The organism is Agromyces bracchium (assembly GCF_009709675.1).
GTDB classification, from domain to species: Bacteria; Actinomycetota; Actinomycetes; order Actinomycetales; family Microbacteriaceae; genus Agromyces; species Agromyces bracchium.
Genome location: NZ_WMLB01000039.1, coordinates 1 through 25,097, shown reverse-complemented (window position 1 = coordinate 25,097; position 25,097 = coordinate 1). Strand labels below are relative to the sequence as shown.

Here is a 25,097-nt window from a genome sequence, read left to right as displayed (position 1 = left end):
TCACCCGTTCTGGGTGACGTCGGGCGCGGGCGCGACCGTCGCACGACCTTGAGCGACGTCCCGACCGGCCCATAGGATGCCCCCCGTGGTGGGGGACACGCGAAAGTCCGTGGTGCCTGCGCTCGAGCTGGACCAGGTCCTGCTCGACACGAAGCTCAGCGCGCCCGAACCGCCGGCTGGGTTCGCCAGCCGGCTCGACCTCATCGAACGCGCGCGGGCGAGCGGGGCCAGGGTCGTGGGCGTCAGCGCTCCAGCGGGTTACGGCAAGACCACGCTGCTCATCGAGTGGGCCGCGACGGAGTCGCGCCCGGTCGCCTGGGTGGCCCTCGACCGGTTCGACGACGACCCTTCCGCACTGCTCGCACTGGTGGCGACCGCCTACGCCAGGATCTTCCCTGACGACCGCGCGATCGTCGACGAGATGGGCGGGATGAGCGTCGGTCCGTTGGGCCGTTCCGCGCCGCTGCTCGCCTCGACGATGTCGAAGGCTCCGGTCCCGTTCGTCATCCTCATCGACGACCTCCACGAGGTCGACTCCGCCGCCTGCCAGGACGTGCTGGAGGTCGCCCTCGCCGGCGTACCCGCGGGCTCCCAGGTCGTCATCGCCGGCAGGCATGAGCAGGCGCATCTCGCGCGCCGTCGCGCGGAGGGCCTGACCTGGGAGATCGGCGCCAACGAACTCCGAGCGGATGTCGCGGCGGCGCGAATCATCTTCGGCATGCTGGGCGTCGAGCGCTCGAAGTCCGAACTCGACGCGATAGTGCAGCGGAGCGAGGGGTGGCCGGTCGGACTCGTCCTCGCCGCGATGATCGCCCGCGACGGCGAGGCGGGCGCGTCGATCGCCGGCGACGACCGGTTCGTCGCCGACTACCTGTACCGGGAGTGCCTGCGGAGCCTCCCGACCGAGTCCCAGGCGTTCCTCCGTCGGACGGCGATCCTCGAGCAGATGTCCGGAGCCGTGTGCGACGCGGTGCTGGAGCGCTCCGATTCGAATGCTCTGCTGCGCGAGCTCGAGGCGATGGGGCTCTTCCTCGTGCCGTTGGATCGCCAGCGCGGGTGGTTCCGCTACCACGGGCTCTTCCGTGAGTTCCTGCTCGCCGAACTCGAACGCACGGAGTCCGGATCCGCCGCGGAGCTGCACCGTCGGGCCGCCGACTGGTACCAGCAGCACGGGCTGCCGGCACGGGCCATCGAGCATCTCCTCGCCGCGGGCGATCGAGCCCGGTCCGTCCACCTCGTCGCCGAGCTCTCCCTCCCTACGTACCAGGCGGGGCAGGTCACCATCGTGAACCGGTGGCTCGCGGAGCTCGGTGAGGACGCCGTCGCGACGTATCCGCCGCTGGCCGTGCTCGCGGCCTGGGAGGCAGTGCTCACGGGGCGACCCGCCGACGCCGAGCGCTGGGCGCACGTCGTGGAACGGTCATCGCATGATGGGGAGCCGACCGACGACCAGCCCGGGTTCGACTCGGCGCGGGCCATGCTGCGTGCCGCCATGCTCGCCGACGGCGCGGATCGAGCCGCCGACGATGCCGAGTTCGCGGCGGCGAGAGAGCCCGCCTGGAGCCCGTGGCGCGACCAGGCACTCCACCTCGCGGGCATGACCCGGCTCCTGACCGGACGCGCTGAGGAGGCCCGGCAGGCGTTCGCGGCGGCGATCGAACAGGCGACGGGCTTCGACAACGCCGATTCGATCGCGCTGAGCGCGCCGGAACTCGCCCTGATCGCGCTCGGCGAGGATCGCTGGGAGGAGGCCCAACGCCACTCGTCCGTTGCGCTCGACACGATCGCCGCGCACCACATGGAGGGCTACCCGACCGCCGCGCTCGCCCTCGCGGTCGGCGCACGCCTCGCGCTGCGCCGTGGTGACGAGGAGGCCGCCGAGCGCCTCGTCGCTCGGGCGATGCGCGCGAGGGTGGGCTGCACGTACGTGCTCCCGTACCTCGCGGTGAAGGTCCGGCTCCAGCTGGCGACGGCGTACGCTGAGCGCGGCCAGCGGACCGCGGCGATGCACCTCCTCCGCGAGATCGACGAGGTCCTCGCAGTACGCCCTCGGATGGGACGGCTGGTCGATGACGTCGCCGACTTCCGTCGACGTGCGGATGCCACCCCGAGGGCAGCCGGCGGCACCCCCCTGACCCCCGCCGAACTCCGGCTCCTGCCCTACCTGCAGACGCACCTGACCCTGAGCGAGATCGGCCGGCGGCTCTTCATCTCGCGGAACACCGTGAGTTCGGAGGTCGGTTCGATCTACCGCAAGCTCCGCGTCACGACTCGCGGCGAAGCCGTCGAGCGGGCCATCACCCTCGGCCTGCTCGGAGCGTGAGCCGCGCGTCGCGCTCGCGTGATCAGAATTCGTCGCCGGCCGGGAATCCGACATCGCACCCGAGGGCGAGGGCGAGGTTCGGAGTCGCGGCGACGACGCGCGCGAGCCCGACCACCGGCGTGACGCCGCCGAGCACGTCGACGATCTCGTCCGTCGTCGCGCCGGCGCCGATCGCGGCATCGACCTCCGTGCCGAACGACGGCTCCGCGCCCCCGATCGCGACGAGCGCCGCGATACGCGCGAGCGCGAGCGTCTTCGCGTCCAGGGAACGGACCTTCACGAACTCCGTGTCGAGCCGTTCGTCGTTGATCGAGAATCGGCGCAGCCGTTCGGCGTAATCCACGGCTTCCCCCGTCCTTCCCCGGAAATCGCCCCGCGCTCCGGCACTGCCGCATCGGAGGCGATCAGGCAGCGCCGGCACTCGCGTAGGCGATGTGGACCCGCTCGATGGTGCCCTCGAAGGGGAACGGCATCTTGTCGGCGTAGGCGCGCGAGACCGCTCCGCCGTACGCACGGCCGACGTCGAGGCAGTCGTTCGCCGAGAAGAGCAGCGGCGCGCTGATCGGGACGACACCGGATGCCACCTCCTCGCCGTCGACGCGGATCGCCACCTCGAGAGGACCTCCGGGCCTGGGCTCGACGTAGTCCGTCTCGATCTCGATGGTGTGCGTTCCGGCTGCGAGTGGGGCTGGAGCCGTGATCGTCGTCCGTTGCACCAGGAAGAGGTTGTACTCGTAGGTCAGCACTCCGTCGACGACGAAGCAGGTGAGGCCGCCGCCTGCACCACCGAGCTTGTAGAGCACTCCGCTCACCCCGTCGTCGACGTCGACCGAGATCTCCACCGTGTTCGGCGTGTTGCCCAGGGCCGGCGCGCAGAACTCGGGCACGCGCACGGTGTCGCCGTCCATGTCCCATTCGGAGTAGGGCGGGGCGATCCGCTGCTCCGGGTGCATCGTGACGACCCAGAGCCCGCCGCCGACCGGCAGCACCTTGTTCTTCGCCGCCTCGATCGCGAAGAGCTCGCGGAGTTCCCCGAGCTTCTCAGGGTGCTGCTCGGCGAGATCGCGGGCCTGGCTCCAGTCGTCGTCGAGGTTGTAGAGCTCCCAGGCGTCCTGGTCCGGGGTCCACGTGTGGATTCCGGGCGGCGCCCCGGGAACCCACGGCAGTCGCGGTCCGATGGCGGAGGCGATCCAGCCGTTCGAGTAGATGGAGCGACTGCCCATGATCTCGAAGTACTGGGTGAGATGGCGCTCCGGGGCGTCCCGGTCGTCGATCGCATAGGCGAAGCTCGTGCCGTCGATCGGATCCTGCGGGATTCCGTTGACGAGCTCCGGATGCGAGATGCCGAGGATCTCGTAGATCGTGGGCGCAAGGTCGATCACGTGGTGGAACTGCGTGCGCGGCCGCGGGTCGGGCTGAATCCGTCCGGGCCACTGGATCAGCATGGGATTCCGCGTTCCGCCGAGGTGCGAGGCGAGCAGCTTCATGCCCTGGTAGGGCGACGATCCCGCCCAGGCCCACGCGGCGTGGTACTGGTTGTCCGTCGCCGGGGATCCCAGCGCGTCCAGCCCCCCGAGCTCGTCGAGCGCGGCGAGGTGCTGGTCGATCGTGGTCGGGATCTGGTTCTGGGCCAGCAGCTCGCTGATCGTGCCGTTCTGGCCCTCGCCCGACGACCCGTTGTCGCCCCAGATGTAGATGACGATGGTGTCATCGCTGTATCCGAGCCGTTCCAGTTCGTCGAGCAGGCGGCCGGCCTGCACGTCCGCGTGCTCGCCGAAGCCGGCGGCGACCTCCATGAGACGTCGCTGGAACGGCTTCTGGTGATCCGGGATGTCGTCCCACGCCGCGAGCGAATCCGGTCGTGGAGTCAGCTCGGCGTCCTCCGGTACCCATCCGGCGGCCTTCGCTCCGGCGAACGATCGCTCCCGATAGGCGTCCCAGCCGTCGTCGAACCTGCCCGCGTACCTGTCGGCCCACTCCTTCGTGATGTGATGCGGGCCATGTAGGCAGCCGGTCGCCCAGTACATGAAGAACGGCTGGTCGGGCGAGAGCGCCTTGTGGTCGCGCAGCCACCGGATCGCGTCGTCGGCGATGTCCTCGCTCAGGTGGTACCCCTCCTCGGGCGTCTTCGGAGGGAGGACCGACGTGGTGTTGCGCACCAGGTTCGGCTCGTACTGGGATGCCTCGCCGGCCAGGAAGCCGTAGAAGTACTCGAACCCGACACCTGTCGGCCAGCTGTCGAATGGGCCGGCCTTGGTCGTCTCCTCGGCAGGCGTGTTGTGCCACTTGCCCCACGCGGCCGTGGCGTAGCCGTAGTTGCGCAGCACCTCGGCCATCGTCGCGCTGCTCTTCGGGATGTGGCCCGAGTAGCCGTCCCAGTCGTTCGCCAGCTCCGCGATCTGCCCGTTGCCGACGCGATGGTGGTTGCGACCGGTGAGGAGGGACGCCCTCGTCGGCGAGCACATGGCCGTCGTGTGGAACCGGTTGAATCCGATCCCGTTCGCCCGCACCCGGTCGAGCGTCTCGGTCGTGATCTCACCGCCGAACGTCGTCGGCAGGGCCGGACCGGCGTCGTCGATGAGGATGACGAGCACGTTCGGCGCATCGTCGGGCAGGTGCCGGACCGGCGGGTTCGGAGCGTACGTCGACTCCTGCATCGTCCGCCCGGCGATGCTCCCGGACCTCTTCGGCGGGAACGGCAGCATGCGCGCCGGAGGCAGAGGGTCGCCGATCACCGATTCGGACTCGCTCATGTCGGTCTCGCCTCCGATTCGATCAGGCTCGGGCGGCACTGCGCAGACGTCGTGGCCCGGGCGGTCTCCGTGGCGACGGTACCGATGCGCCCGCGAGGCCGCATCATGCAGATCAGGTGAATGGGCGTCATCGATGCGCCGGTCACGGTGCTCGCCGCCGAGTCACCGACGGCATTGCGGCCTCCGCCGCGCCGAACGGGGATGGACACCATGCAGGTCGCGTGATGTCACCGGAACGAGACGACGGATGCCGCGGGCACGACGTGCGCCCGCGGCATCCGCTCTGCTGATCTGCGGAGGAGGAAACTCGTGCCACCGCCCGCCGACCGCTCCGATCAGGAGGTCAGGGAGTCGACGTACTCCTGGTTCTCGGAGATCCACTGCTCGACGACGGGACCGTAGTCGTCGGTGTCGTTCTCGTTGAACATGGCGTTCTCGAGCGAGTACAGCAGCTCGCTGTCCATCTGGAAGCCCTGCAGCCAGCCGGCGAGGGTCGGGTGGGTCTCCTCGAGCTCAGCGGTGCCGAACGAGTGGATGCCCTCGGCGTCGCCGAGCGTGCCCTCCGGGTCCTCGAGGTCCTTGAGCGGGAACGCGTCGTAGGCCCAGTGCGGGCGCCAGAGCGTGACGGCGATGTTCTCGCCCGCGTCGGTCGCCGCGGTCAGCTCGGAGAGCATGGCGGGGGTCGAGGAGGTGAGGTAGTCCATGCCGTCGAGGCCGTAGGTGGGGATGACGCTGTCGGTCGTGACGCGGTTGAGGCCGGAGCCCGGCTCGATGCCGACGAGCCGGTTGTCGAACGCGTCGGCGTTCTCGGCGAGGTCGGCGAGCGAGTCGACGGGGGCGTCCTCGTTCACGGCGATGGTGAGCTTCGCGTCCTCGTTCCAGGCGCCGAGGTCGACGATGTCGTCGCCGTACTGGTCGACGTAGTCGGCGTGCGTGATCGGCAGCCAGGTGTCGAGCGTGACGTCGTAGTCGCCGTCGCTCAGGCCCTGGAAGACCGGGGCCGCGTCGGCGTACTCGAGCTCGACGTCGTAGCCCTGCTCCTCGAGCACGGCCTTCCAGAGCTCGCTCGCGGCGATGCCCTCGTCCCAGCCGTTGAACACGGCGATGGTGAGGTCCTTCTCATCGCCGTTGTCGAGGGTCTCGGCCTCGGCGCCCGAGGCGCAGCCCGAGAGCGCGAGCGCGGCGGCGCCGCCGAGGGCGAGCGTGGAGATCAGGTGACGCTTGGTCATTGCAGGGTGTTCCTTTCCTCCCGTGTGCTGTGGCACGGGTGTCGGGGTGTTCCGCGCGCGGGTCCGCGCGGGTCCGGGGCGACGGATGCCGCGTCCCGGGCATGCCCGGCACCGCCGTACCGTAGGGCGGCCGTGCGGTGACCGGATGGTCTGGTTACGAGGTGTGGACGGGCGCCGGGGCGCGGTCGGGCGCAGCGGTGGCGCCCGCGGGCCGGGCGGCGGGCTCGGCGGGTGCATCGGCGGGGGTGCTCGTCGGCGCGTCGGGGCGGCGCGCGGATGCGGCATCCGCTCGCCGCACGCGGGGCCGGCGCCGGGCACCAGAACCGAACGCGCCCGTGATGCGGTCGAGCACGATCGCGAGGATCACGACCGAGAGGCCCGCCTCGAAACCGAGCCCGACGTCGATGCGCGTCAGCGACTGCACGACGTCGCCGCCGAGCCCGCCCGCGCCGACCATGCCCGCGATGACGACCATCGAGAGCGAGAGCATGATGACCTGGTTGACCCCCGCCATTATCGACGGCATCGCGAGCGGCAACTGGATCTGCCGCAGGATGCGCGCCGGCGACGAGCCGAACGCGTGGCCCGCCTCGACGACCTCGCGGTCGACGCCGCGGATTCCGAGTTCGGTCAGGCGCACGCCCGGAGCCATCGCGAAGACGATCGTCGCGACGATGCCGGGCACGACGCCGACCCGGAACAGGATCAGCGCGGGGATCAGGTACACGAACGCCGGCATGGTCTGCATGAAGTCGAGCACCGGGCGGATGACGCGGCTCGCCACGTCGTTCCGGGCGGCGAGGATGCCGAGGGGGATCGCCACGACGACCGCGATCGCGCTCGAGACGAGCACGAGCGCGAGGGTGTCCATCGCGTTCTCCCACTGGTCTACGCCGACGATGACGAGCAGGCCGAGGGCCGTGCCGATCGCGAGCTTCCAGCCCTTCGCGAACCAGGCGAGCGCGGCGACGACCACGATCACGGCCCAGAAAGGCGGGGTCGACAGGCTCAGGTCGACGAGGTCGTAGAAGCCGGCGAAGACGGCCCGGATGATGTCGAAGAGGCCGCCGAGCGCGTCGGTCAGGACGTCGATGGCGCCCTCGGCGAGCTGGCCGAGGGGGAGGCGGATCTCGTTCACGCGCGGCTCCCTTCGTTCGCGGCATGGGCCGGGTCCGGGTCCACGGCGTCGAGCGCCTCCTCGAGGCCGGGTGCGGGCGCGGCGGCCGGCTCGGCGTCGCCCTGGTCGGCCTCGCCCGGGTCGGTGTTGCGGAGGGTCTCGGTGATGACCTCGACCGGCACGGTGACCGGCGGCTCCACGATCGGGTGCTCGCCCGTCGCGGGCGCGACGTTGCCGAGCGCCGCAAGGAGCGTCACACGGGGAACGGCGCCGAGCAGGCGGTGCCGGTCGTCGACGACCGCGAGCGGGAGCGGCTGCTCGACCGCGCTGCTGAAGAGTTCGGCGAGGTGCTCGTCGGGCCCGACGGTCGCGATGTCGGCGTGGATCGCCTCGTCGAGACGACGCTCGCCGCGCTGCACGAGCCGCAGCACCTCGCGGTCGTGCGCGACGCCGAGCAGGCGACGGCCGGGCGCGACGACGAACACCGTCGAGGTCTGCAGGTCGCGCATGGTCCGGAGGGCCGCGCGCGGCCCGGCCGACGACGACACGATCGCGCGCGGCGCCTCCATGACGTTCCCCGCCGTGAGCACGCGCGCCCGGTCGACGTCCTGCACGAACTGCGCGACGTAGTCGTCGGCGGGGTCGGTGAGGATCTCCTCGGCAGTGCCGAGCTGCACGATCCGGCCGTCTCGCATGACGGCGATGCGGTCGCCGAGGAACATGGCCTCGTTGAGGTCGTGCGTGATGAAGACGATCGTCTTGCCGAGCTCCTGCTGCAGCTCGACGAGCTGCTCCTGCATCTCGCGGCGGATGAGCGGGTCGAGGGCGGAGAACGCCTCGTCCATGAGCAGGATGTCGGTGTCCGCGGCGAGCGCGCGGGCGAGGCCGACGCGCTGCTGCATGCCGCCCGAGAGCTCGGACGGCAGCCTGTCGCCCCAGCCGCCGAGGCCGACGCGGTCGAGCACGCGCGAGGCGCGTTCGCGACGTTCGTCGGCGGGCACGCCCTGGATCTCGAGGCCGTACGCGGCGTTGTCGAGCACTGTGCGGTGCGGCAGCAGCGCGAAGTGCTGGAAGACCATCGAGACGTGGTCGCGGCGGATGGCGCGCAGGCGCTTCGGCGAGACGCCGGTGATCCGCTCCCCCATGACCTCGACCGAGCCCGCGGTGGGCTCGAGCAGGCCGTTGAGCATGCGGATCAGCGTCGACTTGCCGGAGCCCGAGAGGCCCATGACGACGAAGATCTCGCCGCGGCGGACATCGAACTCGGCGTCGACGACCGCGGCGGTGCCGAGGTGGGCGACGTCGTCGCGGGTCGCGCCGTCGGCGAGGCGCTGCAGGGCCTCGGTCGGCCGGCGGCCGAAGAAGCGGGTGAGGCCGCGGACCTCGAGGGCGGGCGGCGCGTGGCGGGCCGCGGCCGCGGCGGCGGGGTCGGGGGATGCCGCGGCGGGGTCGGGGGATGCCGCGGACGGTGTCGACGCCGCGGCCTCCGTGAGGGCGTCGGGGGTGGTGCCGGGCGGCGCGGCGACGTCGGCGGTCGCGACGCCGTCCGCAGGGGGGACGGATGATTCGAGCATGTGTGCGGGCACTCCGAGGCGCGCTCGACGCGCCGGCCATGGTGCGCTGCGGCCGGCGGGCAGGAGCGTGCTCAGGGTCACGGCCGGGCTCCGCGCGATCCGGGAGACGGGGCTCGAGCCGCGGCGTTGCTGTGCACCGGGCGAGCGCCGAATCCAGCGCGTCCGGCCATCCGGGCCGGACACCACGCGAGGAACCGTACGACCCCGGCGGGCACTCGAGGGAATGCCGGGCGGCCGGGGGCGCGGACTGGGCGGGCTGGTCCACGTGGACCGTCGTCAACCGTATCCACGTGTTCGACGGGTTGTCGAATCGAGCCCGCGGAAAGATCGCTGACCGGGGCTTTCGCGTCCAGCGCTCGTCGGTCGCGCGCGAGGGCACCCGTGGGACCTCCGACCCATGAATACCCAATGGGTATTACTAGCCTTGAAGTGCGGCGCGATCCCCCGGGCCGCGGTCGCCGGACCGACGAGGTCCCTCGCACAGGAAGGCATCGCCATGCTCACCCGCAGGTCCACCATCGTCAGCGCCGTCGCCGCGGTCCTCCTCACCGGCTCGGCACTGTCCCTCATGGCCTGCACGCCGTCGCCGACCGGCACCGTGCCCGAGACGACGACGGAAGCCTCGGCGGAGGGGACGACTCCAGCCCCCGAGGCATCCGCCCCCGCCGAAGCCGAGTACGACACCGCCGCCGCTCTCACCTACCTCATCGAGGAGGAGAAGCTCGCGCACGACGTGTACGTGGTACTCGGCGACCTCTGGGGTGCGCAGGTGTTCTCGAACATCGTCGGGAGCGAGACGACCCACCAGGAACTCGTCGCTCCCCTGCTCTCCGCGCGCGGCATCGACGACCCGCGCTCGTCCGACGTCGGCGTGTTCACCGACCCCGACCTGCAGGCGCTGTACGACGAGCTCATCGCACGCGGGTCGACCAGCCTCGAGGAGGCGATCCGGGTCGGCATCGCGATCGAGGAGAAGGACCTCGCCGACCTCGGCGCCGCGATCGCGGCCGAGGACGAGGCCGACGTGATCAGCGTGCTCGAACGGCTCTACGTCGGTTCCGAGAACCACCTCGCCTCGTTCGAGCGCCTCGCCTGAGTGCCTGCCGGGCGCGACCGGTCGGGCGTGCCCGCGGCATCCGCTCGGTCAGGCCGGCGCACCCTCGGCCGCCTGCCGCGAGCACTCCGCGCACAGCCCGAACACGTCGACGACGTGCGCCGGCGCGGTGAAGCCCTGCTCGGCCGCGACGCGCTGCGCCCACGTCTCGACCTCGTCGGCCGCGATCTCGACGGTGAGGCCGCAGTTGCGGCAGATCAGGTGGTGGTGGTGGCCGGTGCTGCACGCACGGTAGATCGCCTCGCCCTCGGGCGACTGCAGGCAGTCGGCGTCGCCGCTCGCCGCGAGATCGCCGAGCGCGCGGTACACGGTCGCGAGCCCGATGGGCGACCCGCTCGCGTGCAGCGCCGAGTGCAGCGCCTGCGCGCTGATGAAGCCCTCGGTGCCGTCGAGTGCGTCGCGCACCGCTTCGCGTTGCCAGGTGTTCCGTTTCATGCGATCCGTGCGTCCTCCGCGGTCTCCACGGGTATCGGAGCCCGCCTCGAGGGTAGTCGTCGCAGCTGTGAGCCGCCGAGCGCGACGAGGAAGAACGCGGTCGCCGAGAGCGCGATCGCCGGGCCGGCCGCGACCGCGAGCGCGCGGGAGGCGAGCACGCCGACGACCCCCGACGCCGCCCCGATGACGGGCGCCGCGAACAGCACGCCGCGGTAGGTCGACACCACCGCGCGAGCGGCCGCGGCGGGTGCGGCGATGAGCGCGATCGCGAGGATCGCCCCGACCGCGGGAAGCGAACTGACGACGGATGCCGCGGTGAGCCCGAGCACGAGCAGCTCCACCGGCCACTCCCGGAATCCGGCCGCTCGGAACCCGCCCGGGTCGAACGTCGAGAACGCGATGCGCGGGCCGAAGGCGGCGACGAGCACGCCCGCACCCACGAGCACGCCCGCCGCAAGCGCGATGTCGGCGTCGCTCACGGTCAGGATCGAGCCGACGAGCAGCGACTCGGGCCGCACCGGGATCCCCGGGATCACGGCCTGGAGGAGCGCTCCCAGCGCGAATCCGCCGGTCAGCACGATGCCCGCGGCGACCTGCGCGCCCTGGTGTCGAACGCGCGCGATCGCGGCCATGACGGCGACGATGGCGACGGATGCCACGGCCGCCCCGAGCGGCACGCTGAGCCCGAGCGCGGCCGCGACGACGGCCCCCGGGTAGGTCGCGTGGGTGAGCGCCTGCGCGAAGAAGGTGCGGCGGCGGAGCACGACCAGGGCCCCGACGAAGCCGGCGCCCGCGCCGATCACCACCGCGGCGAGGAGGGCGCGCTCGAAGTACCCCATCAGCGCTCCCCCGGCACGTCGGCGAGGCGCGTCGTCTCGGGACGCGCGGGCGCGCGCCGCGCCATCCGATCGCGCACCAGTCGCGCGCCCAGCATCAGCGCGTAGACCACGACGAAGACCGCCACCACGGTGCTGCCGGCCGGCAGGTCGATGCCGGCCCCGACGGACACGCCGAACCCGACCGCGAGGCCGAGCCAGGCGCTCACCGCACCGACGGCCGCGGCGACCGGGAACAGCCACCAGAGGCGCACGGTCGCGAGGCGAGCGGATGCCCCGGGGACGATGAGCAGGGCGAGCACGAGCAGGGTCCCGACCGTGCTCGCACCCGCGACCACGACGAGCGCGATCGACGCGTTGAGCACGAGGTCGAGCGCGAGGCCCCGGTCGCCGGCGGCGCGGCTGCCATGCGGATCGAAGGCGCGGAAGACCTGCTGCTTGAGCGTCGCGCCGACGGCGACGGCGGCGATCAGCGAGACCACGAGCAGGGGCACCACGTCCTCGGGCGCGATGGTGAGCACGCGTCCGAACAGCAGCGCCTCCAGCTCGCCGGAGTAGTCGTCGCTTCGCGACACCACGAGCACGCCGACGCTGAAGGTCGCCGTCAGGACGACCGCCACCGCCGCATCGGACGTGACCCCGGCCCGGACGAAGAGGGTGAGGAGCACGGCCCCGATGAGCGCGGCGATCGCCGCACCCGGCACGAGTCCGGCCGTGCCGCCGACCGCGAGGCCGATCGCGAGGCCCGGGAAGACCGCGTGCGTGAGCCCGTCGCTGATGAACTCGAGTCCGCGGAGGTTCACCAGCACGCCGACGATCCCCGCCACGACCGAGAGCACGACCAGCACGAGCAGCGCCCGCCCCATGAACGGCAGCGCGAACGCGCCGAAGAGCATGTCGCCGAGGCTCATGGCGCACCACTCCCCCGGCCGCATGCCCGTCGCGGCATCAATGCCCCTCGTGCCCGGGCACGACCACGGTGTGCTCGTCGATCTCGACCTCGACGCCCTCGAAGCACTCCTGGATGTTCTCGAGCGTCAGCACGTCGTCGACCGGCCCGCAGCCGATCTGGCTCCCGTTCACGAGGAGCACCGAGTCGCACACCCGGCGTGCCAGCTCGAGATCGTGGGTCGAGACGATGATCGCGACGCCGCGCGCCTTGAGGGTGCGGATCGTGTCGATCAGCGCGTCGCGGTTGACCTGGTCGAGGCCGTTGAACGGCTCGTCGAGGAGCAGCAGTGCGGGCTCGGACGCCAGTGCCCGTGCCAGCATGCCCCGCTGCCGCTGGCCGCCCGACAGTTCGCCGAACCGCGTGCGGGCCCGCTCGACGAGCCCGACCGTCTCGAGCGCGCCGCGCACGAGCTCGCGGTCGCGCCGCCCCGGCCACCGAAGGAACCCGAGCCGGCGGTAGCGCCCCTGCATGACGACCTGCTCGAGGCTGATCGGGAAGTCGGGATCGAGATCGGACGACTGCGGCAGGAAGCCGATCATGCCGTCGGCGGCATGTTCGGCGCCGCCGACCCGCATCGAGCCCTCGACGAGCGGCACGAGACCGAGGATCCCGCGCAGCAGCGTCGACTTGCCGGCGCCGTTCGGCCCGATCACCGCGACGGCCTGGCCCGGGTCGACCGACAACCGGAGCCCGGTGACGCCCGCGCCTCCCGGGTGCCGGAACGCGGCATCCTGGAGCACGAGGACGGGGCCGGAGTCGGTCATGCGGTCATCCTCCCAGCACTGCGGGCAGTGCGGAAGGCTCGACGCCCCAGGACTCGAGGATCAGCTCGACGTTGTGCACCTGGCTGCCGAGGTAGGTCTCGCCGTCGGAGCCCGGCTGGCCGAGCGAGTCGCCGTAGAGCGCATCCTCGCCCGAGTAGACGGCGACGCCCGCCTCGTCGGCGATCGTCTCGGCCGCCTTCGGCGAGATCGACGCCTCGGAGAACACGGCCCGGACGCCGGTCTCGGCGATCCGCTCGACGAGCGCGTCGATCTCGGCCGCGCTCGGCTCGGCGTTGTCGTCGAAGCTCGGGATGACGCTGCCGACGAACGTGATGTCGTAGGCATGCAGGAAGTACGTGAACGCGTCGTGGTTCGTCACGAGCAGGCGGTCCTCGACGGGCACCGTTGCGATGTTCTCGTCGATCCACGCGTCGAGCGCATCGAGTCGCGCGGTGTAGTCGGCGGCGTTCTCGCCGATCGCGTCGGCGTCGATGCCCGGCACCGTCTCGAGGCCCTCGGCGATGTTCGCGACCATCCGCTCGGCGAGCACCGGGTCGGTCCAGATGTGCGGGTTGCCGTCCGCGTGCTCGTCCTCGGCGTGGTCGCCGGTCGCCTCGTCGGCGTGCTCATCCTCCGCGTGGTCGTCGCTCGCCTCGTCGGCGTGGTCGTCCGCCGCATGCTCGTCGTCGGTCGCCTCGAGCTCGATGCCGGTGCTCGCGTCGATGAGCACGCCGTCGAAGCCCGACGCCGCGACGGCGTCGTCGATCCACGACTCGAGCCCGGCACCGTTCACGACGAGGGCGTCGGCCGAGCCGAGCGCCAGCAACTGCGCGGCCGAGGGGTCGAACGAGTGCGCGCTCTGCCCCGGCTCGAGGAGTCCGGTCACCTCGGCCGATTCCCCCGCGACCTCGCGGGTGAAGTCGGCGACCTGCGTGGTGGTCGCGACCACCTGCACGCCGTCGGACTCGGACGAACCGGCCGTCGAGCACCCGGCGAGCAGCGTGACGGATGCCGCGCCGAGGGCGAATGCGGACAGGCGGAGGTGTCGGGGCGATGCGGTGGGCATGGCACGATGCTACGCGTTATTGATAATGATTGTCAAAACCATGAACGGTTGATCGTTCGCATGACGTTCTGTGGACTGGGGCTGTCGCTCGTCGGTGGTCCGTGCGAGAGTGTCAGCCGTGGAAACCACCACGAGCCCCATCACCCTGCACCCGTTCACCCCCTCCGACGCCGAGCGCCTGCTCGACGGCCACGTCGACCCGCTCGACGGCTGGGAGGGCGGCTACTCGTTCACCGACGAGCCCGAGCTCCTCGCCGACTACCTCCGCGCAGCGCAGCGCGACGGCGACCCGGCGCCCTACGGTCCCTACCTCGTGCGACGACTCGGCACCGACGGAGAGGACGGCGCCGCGGTCGGCGGCGTGAACCTCTTCGGTCCGCCCGACGAGCGCGGCGCCGTCGAGTTCGCGTTCGGGCTCGTGCCCGCGGCGCGCGGCACGGGCCTGGCCCACCACGTCGTCGACGCCACGATCGCGGCGCTCCGCGAGGCGGGCGCGCTCGTCGCCCGTGCCGAATGCGAGATCGCGAACCTGCCGGCACGACGCGTGCTCGAGCAGGCCGGTCTCGTCGAGGTCGGGCGCACCGACGGCGTGGTCGCCTACGAGATCCGCCTCTGAGGCGACGGCCCGGTCGTCCCGTCGGCCGCCGACGCGACCGGGCGGCACCCGCTACTCGAGCGGCACCCGCTACTCGAGCAGGAGCGCCGGCTCCTCGATGATCGAGGCGACGTCGGCGACGAACCGCGACACGACGTCGCCGTCGACGACGCGGTGATCGAACGAACCGCCGATCGTCGTCACGAACCGCGGGCGCACTTCGCCGTCGACGACCCACGGCTTCTGCTTGATCGTGCCCAGGGCGACGATGCCCACCTCGCCTGGGTTCAGGATCGGGGTGCCGGTGTCCATGCCGAAGACGCCGATGTTCGTGATCGTGATGGTGCCGCCCTGCATCTCGGCGGGCTGCGTCTTGCCCTCGCGCGCGGTGAGCGTCAGCTGCTCGAGCGCCGTGGCGAGCTCGACCATCGACATGTCCTGCGCGTCCTTGACATTCGGCACGATGAGCCCGCGCGGCGTCGCCGCCGCGATGCCGAGGTTCACGTAGTGCTTCACGATGATCTCGTCGTCGGTCCACTGCGCGTTCACGGTCGGGTTGCGGCGCACGGCCCACAGCATGGCCTTCGCCATGATGAGCAGCGGCGAGATCTTGATGCCCGCGTAGTCGGGCGAGGCCTTGAGCCGCTTGAGGTACTCCATCGTGCGCGTGGCGTCGACATCGACGAACACCGACACATGCGGCGCCGAGTATGCACTCTGCACCATCGCGGCCGCGATCGCCTTGCGCACGCCCTTGACGGGGATCCGAGTCTCGCGGTCGGAGGGCACCTCGGGCGTCTGGATGTTGCGGAAGACGCTCGCCTGGCTCGCCTCGCGGATCACGTCGTCGCGCGTGATGTCGCCGATCGGCCCGGTGGGGGAGACGCGCGAGAGGTCGACGCCGAGGTCCTTGGCGAGCTTGCGGATCGGGGGCTTCGCGATGACGGGAACCCCGTCGTCGTGCCGCTCGGCCAGCCGCGGGGTCTCGGCGGTGGCGGGCGCTGCAGCCGGCCGCGGTGCGGCCGGCGCGGCGGGCGCAGCGGCCGCGGCGGGGGCCGGCGGGGGAGGCGGGGCCGCCAGATGCTCGTGCGCCCCGCCGGGCGCGGGATGCCGACGGCGACGGCTCTGGCCGGGACCGCTGCTGCCGTGCCCCACGAGCACGGCACCGCCGCCGTCGCCGGCCGCCGACGCCGAGGCCGCCACGGGGGCCGCGGGCGCGGCGACCGGCGCCTCGCTCGGTGCGGGCGCGGCATCCGGCGAAGACATGCCGGAAGCGGCATCCGTTTCGATCACGAGGATCGGCGTGCCCACATCGACCGTCCGACCCTCCTCGACGAGCAGCTCGCTGACCGTGCCCTCGAAGGCGCTCGGCAACTCGACGAGCGACTTCGCCGTCTCGATCTCGACGAACACCTGGTCGAGCGAGATGCGATCGCCGGGCGCGACGCGCCACTGCACGATCTCGGCCTCGGTCAGGCCCTCGCCAACGTCGGGAAGCGGGAATCGGATCTCGCTCATCGTGCTCCTCAGGTTCGTCGGTGCGGTCGGGGAAGTCGGCGGGTGCGCCCGCTGGTCAGTACGCCAGTGAGCGGTCGACCGCTTCGAGCACGCGGTCGGCGCTCGGCAGGTACTCGGTCTCGAGCGCGGCGGGCGGGAAGGGCGTGTCGAAGCTCGAGACCCGGAGCACCGGCGCCTCGAGGGAGTAGAACGCCCGCTCGGCGACGGTCGCGGCGATCTCGGAGCCGACGCTCACGAACCCGTACGCCTCCTGCGCGACCACGAGCCGGCCGGTGCGCTGCACCGAGTCGACGATCGGGCCGAAGTCGATGGGGGAGAGGGAGCGGAGGTCGACGACCTCGAGGCTGCGTCCCTCACCGGCCGCGATGTCGGCGGCCTGCAGCAGCGTGGCGACCATCGCGCCGTGGCCGACGACCGTGACGTCGTCGCCCCGACGGACGACCCGGCTCGCGTGCAGCGGCAGGCCGGCGTGGTCGTGGTCGACCGGGCCCTTCGGCCAGTAGCGGCTCTTCGGCTCGAAGAACAGCACCGGGTCGTTCGATGCGATCGCCTCCTGGATCATCCAGTACGCATCGTGCGGCGAGGACGGGCTGACCACGCGCAGGCCGGGAGTGTGCGCGAAGTACGCCTCGGGGCTCTCCTGGTGGTGCTCGATCGAGCCGATGTGCCCGCCGTAGGGCACGCGGATGACGACGGGCATCGGCATCCCGCCGTCGTGACGGAGGTTCATGCGCGCGAGCTGCGTGGTGATCTGGTCGAACGCCGGGAAGATGAACCCGTCGAACTGGATCTCGAGCACGGGTCGGTACCCGCGCATCGCCATGCCGATCGCGGTGCCGACGATGCCCGACTCGGCCAGCGGGCTGTCGAGCACGCGCCGGTCGCCGAACTCGGCGAGCAGGCCCTCGGTGACACGGAACACGCCGCCGAGCGCGCCGATGTCCTCGCCCATGAGCAGCACCTTGGGATCGTTGCGCATCGCCTCGGCGAGGCCCGCGTTGATGGCCTTGGCCATCGACAGCGTGTGCACCCCGCGGAGCTCGCCCGCCTCGGGCGACGCGTCGGCGATCGTCTCGACCGTCATGCCTGGTCTCCTTCGAACGAGTTCTCGTACTCCTCGAGCCATGCGGCCTGGGCCTCGATGAGCGGGTGCGGCTCGCTGTACACGTGGGCGAAGATGTCGCTGCGCGGGGGAGCGGTGAGCTCGAGCGCTCGCGTGCGGATGTCGGCGGCGACATCGGCCGCCTCCTCGTCGACGCGGTCGAAGAACTCGGCGGATGCCCCGCGCCCTTCGAGCCACGTCCGGAAGCGCGTGATCGGGTCGCGCGCGGTCCAGTACGCCACCTCGTCGTCGGTCCGGTACTTCGTCGGGTCGTCAGCCGTGGTGTGCGCGCCCATGCGGTAGGTCACGGCCTCGATGAACGACGGGCCCTCGCCGGCGCGCGCCTCCTCGAGCGCCTGCCGGGTCACGGCATAGCTCGCGAGCACGTCGTTGCCGTCGATGCGGATGCCCGGCATGCCGAAGCCGCCGCCGCGAAGCGCGAGCGGGCTGCGCGACTGGCGCGAGACGGGCACCGAGATCGCCCACTGGTTGTTCTGGACGAAGAAGACCTGGGGCGTGGCGTAGCTGGAGGCGAACACCAACGCCTCGTTCGCGTCGCCCTGCGAGGTCGAGCCGTCGCCGTAGTAGACGAGCACCGCGGCATCCGCCTCGGGGTCGCCCGTCGCGGTCGCGCCGTCGAACTGCAGGCCCATCGCGTAGCCGGTCGCGTGCAGCGTCTGCGAGGCGAGCACGAGCGTGTAGAGGTGGAAGTTGCCGTTCTCCTCGGGCTTCCACCCGCCGAGGGTCGCGCCGCGGAGGAGCTTCAGGATGGCGACCGGGTCGAGGCCGCGGATCATGCCGACCACGTGCTCGCGGTAGGAGGGGAAGATGTGGTCCTGCGGGCGCGCGGCGCGCGCGGAGCCGACCTGAGCGGCCTCCTGGCCGTGGCTCGGCACCCAGAGCGCGAGCTGGCCCTGGCGCTGGAGGTTCGCGCCGGTCACGTCGACACGGCGCGAGACGACCATGTCGCGGTAGAACTGCTCGAGCGCGGCATCCGGCAGGGCTTCGACGAGGGGCAGGTAGCCCTCCGCCTCCGGGGTCGGACGCAGGTCGCCCTCGGGCGTCAGGAGCTGGACCGTCGGAGCGGTGAAGTCGCGTGAGGGGGCTGCCACCGTTCCACGGTACCCGCTCGATGTGGGCCCCTTCTTGTGGAGGTCAGACAAGCTCCCCGAGAAGCCTTAGGAGTACGTCCACAGACTCAGGCTCGCCGACGGAGACCCGGATGCCGTCGCCGGGGAACGCTCGCGCGACGATCCCGCCCGCGAAGAGCGCCTCGGCGACCTCGACCGTGCGCTCGCCCGTCGGCAGCCACACGAAGTTGCCCTGCGCTGCGGGGATCGCCCAGCCCTGCGCGATGAGCGACTCGCGGAGGGCGTCGCGCCGCTCGGCGAGCTCGTCGACCCGGCCCAGCAGCTCGGCCTCATTGGCCGGCTCGAGCGCGGCGAGCGCACCGGCGGTGGCGACCGCGGTCACGCCGAGCGGGATCGCGGTCGCGCGCGCGGCGTCGAGGATCGGCACGGGACCGATCGCGTAGCCGACGCGCACGCCGGCGAGGCCGTAGGCCTTCGAGAAGGTGCGGAGCACGACCAGGTTCGGGTAGCGCCCGATGAGCGAGCTGCCGTCGACGGATGCCTCGTCGCGGACGAACTCGGCGTACGCCTCGTCGAGCAGCACCAGCCGGTCGGCCGGCACGCTCGCCATGAACCGCTCGAAGTCGTCGGTCGTGACGGGCACGCCGGTGGGGTTGTTGGGGGAGCACACGATGAGCACGCGAGTGCGGTCGGTGACGGCCGCCGCCATCGCGTCGAGGTCGTGGCCGTGGTCGGGCCGGTTCGGCACCTGCACGCTCGTCGCGCCGGCGACGGTCACGAGCCCGGGGTAGGCCTCGAACGAGCGCCACGAGTAGACGACCTCGTCGCCGGGCGCCGCGGCCGCGAGCACGAACTGGGCGAGGAGGGACACCGATCCCGCGCCGACGAGCACCTCGTCGGAGGTGACGCCGTAGCGTTCGGCGAGTCGTTCGCGGAGCGCGAGCGCGGTGGCATCCGGGTAGCGGTTGACCTCGTTCGCGGCGGCGGTGATCGCCTCCGCGACGGCCGCGACGGGCGGCCACGGGTTCTCGTTGCTCGACAGCTTGAAGCCGTCCGCCGGGGCCGGTCGGCCCTGACGATACGGGGGAAGCGCGGCGATCTCGGGGCGCAGGCGCACCTGCGTGGTCGTGGGCTCCGATGCGGTCACGGCATCCACCGTACCCCTTCGCCCGAGGGTGCCCCGCTGCCATAGTTGGGGGATGCGCTTCCTCCTGAAGGTCATCGTCGTCGCGTTCGCGCTCTGGCTGACGACGCTCATCGTCGCCGGCGTCAGCGTGGTCCCCTACGAGGACACCGACATCGCGACCGTGCTCACCTACCTCCTCGTCGCGGCGATCTTCGGCATCGTCAACGCGACCATCGGCACGTTCGTCCGCATCGTCGGGTTCCCCCTGTACGTGCTGACGCTCGGGCTCATCTCGTTCATCGTCAACGGCCTCCTGCTGCTGCTCGTCGACTGGATCAGCGGCCTCATGGGCTTCGGCCTCGAGGTCGACGGGTTCTGGTGGGGCGTCCTCGGCGCGCTGGTGCTCGGCCTCATCAGCTGGCTCATCGGGCTGGTGGTCCGCCCCGCCGACTGAGCGGCGGCGACGCCGGGCGGATGCCGCGCGGCCGGACCGGTCACTCCCGCGTCCGTTCGCTTCGCCAGTACGACACGTCGGCGGGAGCCGACCCGCCGGTGAAATCGGTCACGAGCTCGCGGAACTCCACGAGTCGCGCATCATCGTCGCGATCGATGAGGCGCGCCGTCTCGCGGTAACGCTCGATCGCGTGCGCGGGCACGCTGTCGCCCGGTGCGGGCGCGACCGCGCCGAGGCTCCGGCCGACCTCGACTCGCCCCGACGCCGCGACACCGGTCCCGGCGGTGGCCGGCACGAGGTCCTCGGCGTGGGCGACCGAGAGCACGGGGACGCCGCCGGTCGCCACCTGCGCCACCGGGCCGCCGAGGCTGACGGCGGCGACGACGTCGAGGTCGGGATCGCCGGCCAGGTTCGCCGCGACCATGCCGCCCGCCGAATGGCCGACCACGATCACGGGATCGCCGGCCTCGACCCCGGCCTCCGCCATCGAGGCACGGAGGGCCCGCTCCGACGCGGCCGCCTCCGACGGCAGGCCGATGAGGTCGTGGAGCACTGATGCCCCGGCCACGCCGTGCACGTTGGCCGTCATGTCGTACGGTTCCTCGACGGGGGTCGCGCCGAAGTCGGCCGTGCCGGCCGAGTAGACGATCCAGCGCGGTCCGTCGGCGGAGTCGTATCGCTCGATCCGCACCTGCGGCCCGCCCGCCTCGGACGGCGGGATGCGGTCGGCGAGGTCGCCGATGCCGTGCACGGGGCCGGCGTCGCCGACCCCGCGCGCTCCCGAGTCGACAGCTCGGCCTCCGGGTGCGACGACCTCGGGCGCCGCGGTGCGGACCGGGTCGGAGATCGCCGTCTCGCGAAGTCCGCGCGCACCCGTCACGAGTCCGACGACCCCCGCTGCGGCGAGCAGGAGACCCGCGTTCTCCGGGGCGTCGAGCTCCGCTCCGATCGCGAAGAGCCCCTGCGAACGGAAGAGCCCCGCCAGGAACTCGTCCGCCTGGTCGGCCGCGGCACGGACGAACCCGACGAACGCGGGATCGGACAGGATCGGCAGCCCGTGCTCCGCGAGCGCCTCGCCGATCGCCTCGCCGTAGCGGTCCCGGTCGAAGACGAGCGGGAGGATGCTCGCCACCCCGATCGGCCCGAGCGTGATCGCGGCCGCCGAGGCGAGCGGCAGCGCCATGCCCGACGCGGCGAGCCCGAGCAGCCCGGCGCCGACCCGCTGTCCCGCCTCGGCGAGTCCCGTGACGACGCCCTCCGCGATCACGTACCGCGTCGCGCCCAGCCCGAGCGCGGTGGAGAGATCGGATGCCGCGCGTCCGGCCGACCCGAAACCGGCCCGTGCGGTGTCGAGGTCGATCGCCGCCCCCCACGCACGGTCGACCGGATCGGGGGTCGCGATCCGTTCCGCCTCGGCCAGCAGCGTGCCCGCTCGCGTCGCCCACCCGTCGACCAGGTGTGCGACCGCCGCCAGGCGAACGGCCTCGGCGATGAGCGACTCCGTCTCGACCGAGTTCGAGCCGCCGCTGCGGACCTCGAGGCCGCTCACCAGCGGCCGCCTGAGCCGGACACCGGTCGGTCCGGTGTCGCGATCGAGAGTGCGGTGGCGTGCGCCTCACGTGCCCGCTCGCGTTCGGCGACGAGCGCCTGCTCCGCGTCGAGCAGCCCGTGCTCGGCGCCCGCGAGCGCGAACCGGAGCTCGAGGGCGCGATCGGCGTAGAGGGCGGCCGCATCGTCGTGCCATCCGTCGAGACGTTCGAGCACGAGGCCGGGCCTGACCTGCTCGACCTCGACCCGGAGCCGTCGGAGGGCGAAGAGCGCCTGCTCGATCGCCGCGAGCCTGAGCTCGGCGGAGGCGGGGGAGAGGGCCGTCGGCGCGATCACCCCACGAGCGTCCGCCCTCAGGCACCCCGAGGCATCCGCACCCCGCGATCGCGTGATGGGATCGGCGGGAGCCCGGCCGGGGGAGGACGACACGGTCCCGCTCGCCGGCTCCGCGCGACCATCGAGGCCTTCGAGTCCTGCGCCCACCATGCCGCCGCCGGCCGTCAGTCGAGCCGTACCTGCTCGAGCGCATACGACGCCACGCGCCCGAACGTCCCGGACGGACCGAGGTGCTCGACCACCGCCGACGCGATCAGGAGCGCCCAGCCGCGAGCGCGGTCCCACGTCGCCTCGTCGACGCCCCGGCGGGCCTCGAACTCGGCGCGGAAGTTGCGGCGAGCTCGGGCGTCGAAGGTCAGCCATGCCGTCGCGAGGTCCGTCGCCGGGTCGCCGGCCGTGACGTCGCCGAAGTCGATCACCGCCGCGAGCGCGCCCGACGGGGCGAGCAGGAGGTTGTGCGGGTGCAGGTCGCCGTGCAGCCAGACGGGCGGGCCGGCCCAGGCGGATGCCGCGAGCGCGCGTTCCCACACCGGCAGCAGCAGCGCGGCATCCGGGACCCGTCCGCTCGCGAGCCGGCGGCGCACGTCGTCGTCGCGGCGCACGAGGGGTACGCCGCGCCAGGCGCTGCGCGGGGCATCCGCCGGTGCCGGCGTCGCGCCGAGCTCGCCGACGAACGCCGCGAGACCGTTCACGGCGACGCCGCGCGTCTCGGCGTCGAACGCGAGCCCGCTCGCGCCGCGCAGCCACGGCACGATGCTCCAGGGAACGTCGTACCCGAGCTCGAGCGCCGGCCGACCGATGCGGACCGGAGCGGGCACGGCGACGGGCAGGTGCGGGGCGAGTTCGGGAAGCCACCGCTGCTCGTTCCACATGAGGCCGACCGCATCGCGGCGCCGAGGCATCCGCACCGCCAGCTCGTCGCCGAGGCGGAACATCGCGTTGTCCCAGCCGTTCGCCGCGAGCCGGATGTCGCCCGCGAGGTCGGGGTGCTGCGCGGCCACGAGCCGCGCCGCCAGCGCCTCGTCGACGTGGAAGTCGGGCGGCGGAGCATCCGTCACTGCCGCCTCCCCTCCTGGATGAGCGGGGAGTCGATACCCGCACCCGATCCCGCTCTGTTCGGAACCCCCCGATTCGGTCCAGAATAGGGTTCCATGACGCCTGCGGAGCCCGCCGGGGATTCCGCGCAGCGCTTCCGTGTCTCGTTCGTGTGCACCGGCAACATCTGCCGGTCGCCGATGGCGGAGGTCGTGCTGCGCGCCCTCGCCGAACGTGCGGGAATCGCCGACCGCCTCGAGATCGTGTCCGCGGCGACCGGCGACTGGCACGTGGGCGAGCAGGCCGACCATCGCACGCTCGAGGCGCTCGAGCGCGCGGGGTACGACGGCAGCCGTCATCGGGCGCGCCAGTTCGACCCCGAGGACTTCCCCGCGCTCGACCTCGTGGTCGCGTTCGACCGCGGCCAGTCGCGCGTGCTGCGGAACTGGGCGCGCACCCCGGTCGACGCGCACAAGGTGCGACTGCTGCTCGAGTTCGACCCGGAGCTGGCGCCGCTGCAGGACGTGCCCGACCCGTACTACAGCGACGATGCGACCTTCGACCGGGTTCTTGGGATGATAGAGCGGTCGACTCAGGCGCTCTTCCGGCAACTCGCGCCGGCTCTCAGACAAGGAAACCGATGACTTCGCTGCCTCCCCAGCCGCTCAGCCCCCTCGATGGGCGCTATCGCGCCGCCGTCGGCGAACTCGGCGAGCACCTGTCCGAGGCGGGCCTGAACCGTGCACGCGTGCACGTCGAGATCGAGTGGCTCATCGCGCAGACCGATCGCGGCTTCTTCGGCACGAGCCCGCTGGCGGATGACGCGAAGCAGGCGCTGCGCGCGGTGGTCGCGGACTTCGGCCAGGCCGACATCGATGAGCTCGCACGCGTCGAGGCGACCACGCGCCACGACGTGAAGGCCGTCGAGTACTTCGTGCGCGGAGAGCTCGACGAGCTCGGGCTCTCGAACCTCGCCGAGCTGACCCACTTCGCCTGCACGAGTGAAGACATCAACAACCTCTCCTACGCGCTCACCGTGCGCGACGCCGTCGCACAGGTGTGGCTGCCGAAGTACCGCGCCGTCATCGCCAAGCTCATCGGCCTCGCCGAGGAGCACCGCGACGCCGCGATGCTCTCGCGCACGCACGGCCAGCCGGCGACCCCGACGACCATGGGCAAGGAACTCGCGGTCGTCGCGTACCGCCTCGAGCGGATCCTGCGCCAGGTCGAGGCGACCGAGTACCTCGGCAAGTTCTCGGGTGCGACGGGCACGTTCTCGGCGCACGTCGTCGCTGCGCCCGGCGTCGACTGGCCCACGGTCTCGCGCGAGTTCGTCGAATCGCTCGGGCTCACCTGGAACCCGCTCACGACCCAGATCGAGTCGCACGACTGGCAGGCCGAGCTCTACGGCCGCATCTCGCACGCCAACCGCGTGCTGCACAACCTCGCCACCGACATCTGGACGTACATCTCGCTCGGCTACTTCCGCCAGATCCCCGCCGCCGGCGCGACGGGCTCGTCGACGATGCCGCACAAGGTCAACCCGATCCGCTTCGAGAACGCCGAGGCGAACCTCGAGCTGTCGTCGGCGATCCTCGACTCGCTCGCCGCGACCCTCGTCACCTCGCGGCTCCAGCGCGACCTCACCGACTCGAGCTCGCAGCGCAACATCGGCGTCGGCTTCGGGCACTCGGTGCTCGCGCTCGACAACATCCTGCGCGGCCTCGGCGAGATCGACCTCGACCGCGCGCTGCTGCTCCAGGACCTCGACGGCAACTGGGAGGTGCTCGGCGAGGCGATCCAGACGGTGATCCGCGCCGAGGTCGCCGCCGGCCGGTCATCGATCGAGGACCCCTACGCGCTGCTGAAGGAGCTCACGCGCGGCAAGCGCGTCGGGGCGACCGAGCTCGCGGAGTTCGTCGGCGGCCTCGACATCTCCGACGACGCCAAGCAGCGGCTGCTCGCGCTGACGCCCGCGACCTACACGGGAATCGCCGACGAGCTGGTCGACCGCCTGGGCGCGTAGCGCCCGGGCGCCGGTGGTCGAGTAGCGAGCGCAGCCCACCCCACCGGTGGTCGAGTAGCGAGCGCAGCGAGCGTATCGAGACCCGAACACGAGATCTCGATAC

23 protein-coding genes are annotated in these 25,097 nt (G+C 72.1%); 6 read left to right on the top strand and 17 right to left on the bottom strand.

Going from position 1 to position 25,097, the window contains the following annotated elements; all coding sequences use genetic code 11:
• Window positions 1-88: 88 nt before the first annotated feature.
• The gene (locus GJ743_RS16515) at window positions 89-2,323 is read left to right on the top strand and encodes a LuxR C-terminal-related transcriptional regulator (protein ID WP_328289288.1); all 2,235 of its coding nucleotides are present in this window, start codon (window positions 89-91) and stop codon (window positions 2,321-2,323) included.
• A 22-nt stretch (window positions 2,324-2,345) separates the two neighbouring features.
• On the opposite strand, the gene GJ743_RS16510 is transcribed toward GJ743_RS16515, so the two are convergent.
• The 5 genes from GJ743_RS16510 to GJ743_RS16490 form a co-directional block, all read right to left on the bottom strand.
• Window positions 2,346-2,666 carry a carboxymuconolactone decarboxylase family protein gene (locus GJ743_RS16510; protein ID WP_328289287.1) on the bottom strand — a complete coding sequence of 107 codons (321 nt, stop codon included), beginning with the start codon at window positions 2,664-2,666 and terminating at the stop codon, window positions 2,346-2,348.
• A 61-nt stretch (window positions 2,667-2,727) separates the two neighbouring features.
• Window positions 2,728-5,076, bottom strand: a complete 2,349-nt coding sequence (locus GJ743_RS16505; protein WP_155053008.1) for an arylsulfatase — start codon at window positions 5,074-5,076, stop codon at window positions 2,728-2,730.
• A gap of 335 nt (window positions 5,077-5,411) precedes the next feature.
• Entirely contained in the window at window positions 5,412-6,305 is an 894-nt protein-coding gene (locus GJ743_RS16500) for a glycine betaine ABC transporter substrate-binding protein (protein ID WP_155053007.1), read from the bottom strand.
• Window positions 6,306-6,459: 154 nt separating this feature from the next.
• Window positions 6,460-7,443, bottom strand: a complete 984-nt coding sequence (locus GJ743_RS16495) for an ABC transporter permease (RefSeq protein ID WP_328289286.1) — start codon at window positions 7,441-7,443, stop codon at window positions 6,460-6,462.
• Window positions 7,440-8,996 carry a quaternary amine ABC transporter ATP-binding protein gene (locus tag GJ743_RS16490; RefSeq protein WP_155053006.1) on the bottom strand — a complete coding sequence of 519 codons (1,557 nt, stop codon included), beginning with the start codon at window positions 8,994-8,996 and terminating at the stop codon, window positions 7,440-7,442. The genes GJ743_RS16495 and GJ743_RS16490 overlap by 4 nt, the downstream gene beginning before the upstream one ends.
• 496 nt (window positions 8,997-9,492) lie before the next feature.
• On the opposite strand from GJ743_RS16490, the gene GJ743_RS16485 reads away from it, so the two are divergent.
• The gene (locus tag GJ743_RS16485; protein WP_196217037.1) at window positions 9,493-10,092 is read left to right on the top strand and encodes a DUF2202 domain-containing protein; all 600 of its coding nucleotides are present in this window, start codon (window positions 9,493-9,495) and stop codon (window positions 10,090-10,092) included.
• A 48-nt stretch (window positions 10,093-10,140) separates the two neighbouring features.
• Here the strand turns inward: GJ743_RS16485 and GJ743_RS16480 are convergent, their stop codons facing one another.
• From GJ743_RS16480 to GJ743_RS16460, 5 genes are read right to left on the bottom strand one after another with little or no spacing between them, the layout of a single operon-like run.
• Window positions 10,141-10,545 carry a Fur family transcriptional regulator gene (locus GJ743_RS16480; RefSeq protein ID WP_155053004.1) on the bottom strand — a complete coding sequence of 135 codons (405 nt, stop codon included), beginning with the start codon at window positions 10,543-10,545 and terminating at the stop codon, window positions 10,141-10,143.
• Complete coding sequence (locus GJ743_RS16475) at window positions 10,542-11,384, bottom strand: metal ABC transporter permease (protein ID WP_155053003.1); 843 nt, start codon at window positions 11,382-11,384, stop codon at window positions 10,542-10,544. The genes GJ743_RS16480 and GJ743_RS16475 overlap by 4 nt, the downstream gene beginning before the upstream one ends.
• Window positions 11,384-12,292 carry a metal ABC transporter permease gene (locus GJ743_RS16470; RefSeq protein ID WP_196217036.1) on the bottom strand — a complete coding sequence of 303 codons (909 nt, stop codon included), beginning with the start codon at window positions 12,290-12,292 and terminating at the stop codon, window positions 11,384-11,386. The genes GJ743_RS16475 and GJ743_RS16470 overlap by 1 nt, the downstream gene beginning before the upstream one ends.
• Window positions 12,293-12,329: 37 nt before the next feature.
• Window positions 12,330-13,097, bottom strand: coding sequence for a metal ABC transporter ATP-binding protein (locus GJ743_RS16465; RefSeq protein WP_155053001.1), 768 nt, complete (start codon window positions 13,095-13,097; stop codon window positions 12,330-12,332).
• 4 nt (window positions 13,098-13,101) lie between these two features.
• A complete protein-coding gene (locus GJ743_RS16460; RefSeq protein WP_155053000.1) occupies window positions 13,102-14,163 on the bottom strand; it encodes a metal ABC transporter substrate-binding protein in 1,062 nt (353 codons plus the stop codon).
• 118 nt (window positions 14,164-14,281) lie between these two features.
• Between GJ743_RS16460 and GJ743_RS16455 the strand changes: the two genes are divergently transcribed.
• Window positions 14,282-14,779, top strand: coding sequence for a GNAT family N-acetyltransferase (locus tag GJ743_RS16455; protein ID WP_155052999.1), 498 nt, complete (start codon window positions 14,282-14,284; stop codon window positions 14,777-14,779).
• 69 nt (window positions 14,780-14,848) lie between these two features.
• Here the strand turns inward: GJ743_RS16455 and GJ743_RS16450 are convergent, their stop codons facing one another.
• The 4 genes from GJ743_RS16450 to GJ743_RS16435 all read right to left on the bottom strand — a co-directional run bounded on the left by GJ743_RS16450 (window position 14,849) and on the right by GJ743_RS16435 (window position 19,616).
• Entirely contained in the window at window positions 14,849-16,276 is a 1,428-nt protein-coding gene (locus GJ743_RS16450) for a dihydrolipoamide acetyltransferase family protein (protein ID WP_155052998.1), read from the bottom strand.
• A gap of 55 nt (window positions 16,277-16,331) precedes the next feature.
• The gene (locus GJ743_RS16445) at window positions 16,332-17,291 is read right to left on the bottom strand and encodes an alpha-ketoacid dehydrogenase subunit beta (protein ID WP_376862087.1); all 960 of its coding nucleotides are present in this window, start codon (window positions 17,289-17,291) and stop codon (window positions 16,332-16,334) included.
• Between the two features lie 65 nt (window positions 17,292-17,356).
• On the bottom strand, window positions 17,357-18,490 hold the full coding sequence (locus GJ743_RS16440) for a thiamine pyrophosphate-dependent dehydrogenase E1 component subunit alpha (protein WP_328289285.1): 1,134 nt from the start codon (window positions 18,488-18,490) through the stop codon (window positions 17,357-17,359).
• A 43-nt stretch (window positions 18,491-18,533) separates the two neighbouring features.
• Window positions 18,534-19,616, bottom strand: coding sequence for a histidinol-phosphate transaminase (locus GJ743_RS16435; protein ID WP_328289284.1), 1,083 nt, complete (start codon window positions 19,614-19,616; stop codon window positions 18,534-18,536).
• Window positions 19,617-19,668: 52 nt separating this feature from the next.
• On the opposite strand from GJ743_RS16435, the gene GJ743_RS16430 reads away from it, so the two are divergent.
• The gene (locus tag GJ743_RS16430) at window positions 19,669-20,049 is read left to right on the top strand and encodes a phage holin family protein (protein WP_155052994.1); all 381 of its coding nucleotides are present in this window, start codon (window positions 19,669-19,671) and stop codon (window positions 20,047-20,049) included.
• A 40-nt stretch (window positions 20,050-20,089) separates the two neighbouring features.
• Here the strand turns inward: GJ743_RS16430 and GJ743_RS16425 are convergent, their stop codons facing one another.
• The 3 genes from GJ743_RS16425 to GJ743_RS16415 all read right to left on the bottom strand — a co-directional run bounded on the left by GJ743_RS16425 (window position 20,090) and on the right by GJ743_RS16415 (window position 22,991).
• Window positions 20,090-21,598, bottom strand: coding sequence for an alpha/beta fold hydrolase (locus tag GJ743_RS16425; RefSeq protein ID WP_155052993.1), 1,509 nt, complete (start codon window positions 21,596-21,598; stop codon window positions 20,090-20,092).
• On the bottom strand, window positions 21,595-21,933 hold the full coding sequence (locus GJ743_RS16420; RefSeq protein ID WP_155052992.1) for a hypothetical protein: 339 nt from the start codon (window positions 21,931-21,933) through the stop codon (window positions 21,595-21,597). Before GJ743_RS16420 ends, GJ743_RS16425 begins: the two co-directional genes overlap by 4 nt.
• A 164-nt stretch (window positions 21,934-22,097) precedes the next feature.
• On the bottom strand, window positions 22,098-22,991 hold the full coding sequence (locus tag GJ743_RS16415) for an aminoglycoside phosphotransferase family protein (RefSeq protein ID WP_155052991.1): 894 nt from the start codon (window positions 22,989-22,991) through the stop codon (window positions 22,098-22,100).
• Window positions 22,992-23,084: 93 nt separating this feature from the next.
• Here GJ743_RS16415 and GJ743_RS16410 point away from each other — a divergent pair, with 93 nt between their 5' ends.
• Together GJ743_RS16410 and purB are read left to right on the top strand one after the other, a co-directional pair.
• Window positions 23,085-23,612 carry a low molecular weight protein-tyrosine-phosphatase gene (locus tag GJ743_RS16410; RefSeq protein WP_155052990.1) on the top strand — a complete coding sequence of 176 codons (528 nt, stop codon included), beginning with the start codon at window positions 23,085-23,087 and terminating at the stop codon, window positions 23,610-23,612.
• Window positions 23,609-24,994 (top strand): adenylosuccinate lyase, encoded by a 1,386-nt coding sequence (gene purB, locus GJ743_RS16405; protein ID WP_155052989.1) that lies wholly within the window; start codon window positions 23,609-23,611, stop codon window positions 24,992-24,994. Before GJ743_RS16410 ends, purB begins: the two co-directional genes overlap by 4 nt.
• The last annotated feature ends 103 nt before the right edge of the window (window positions 24,995-25,097 follow it).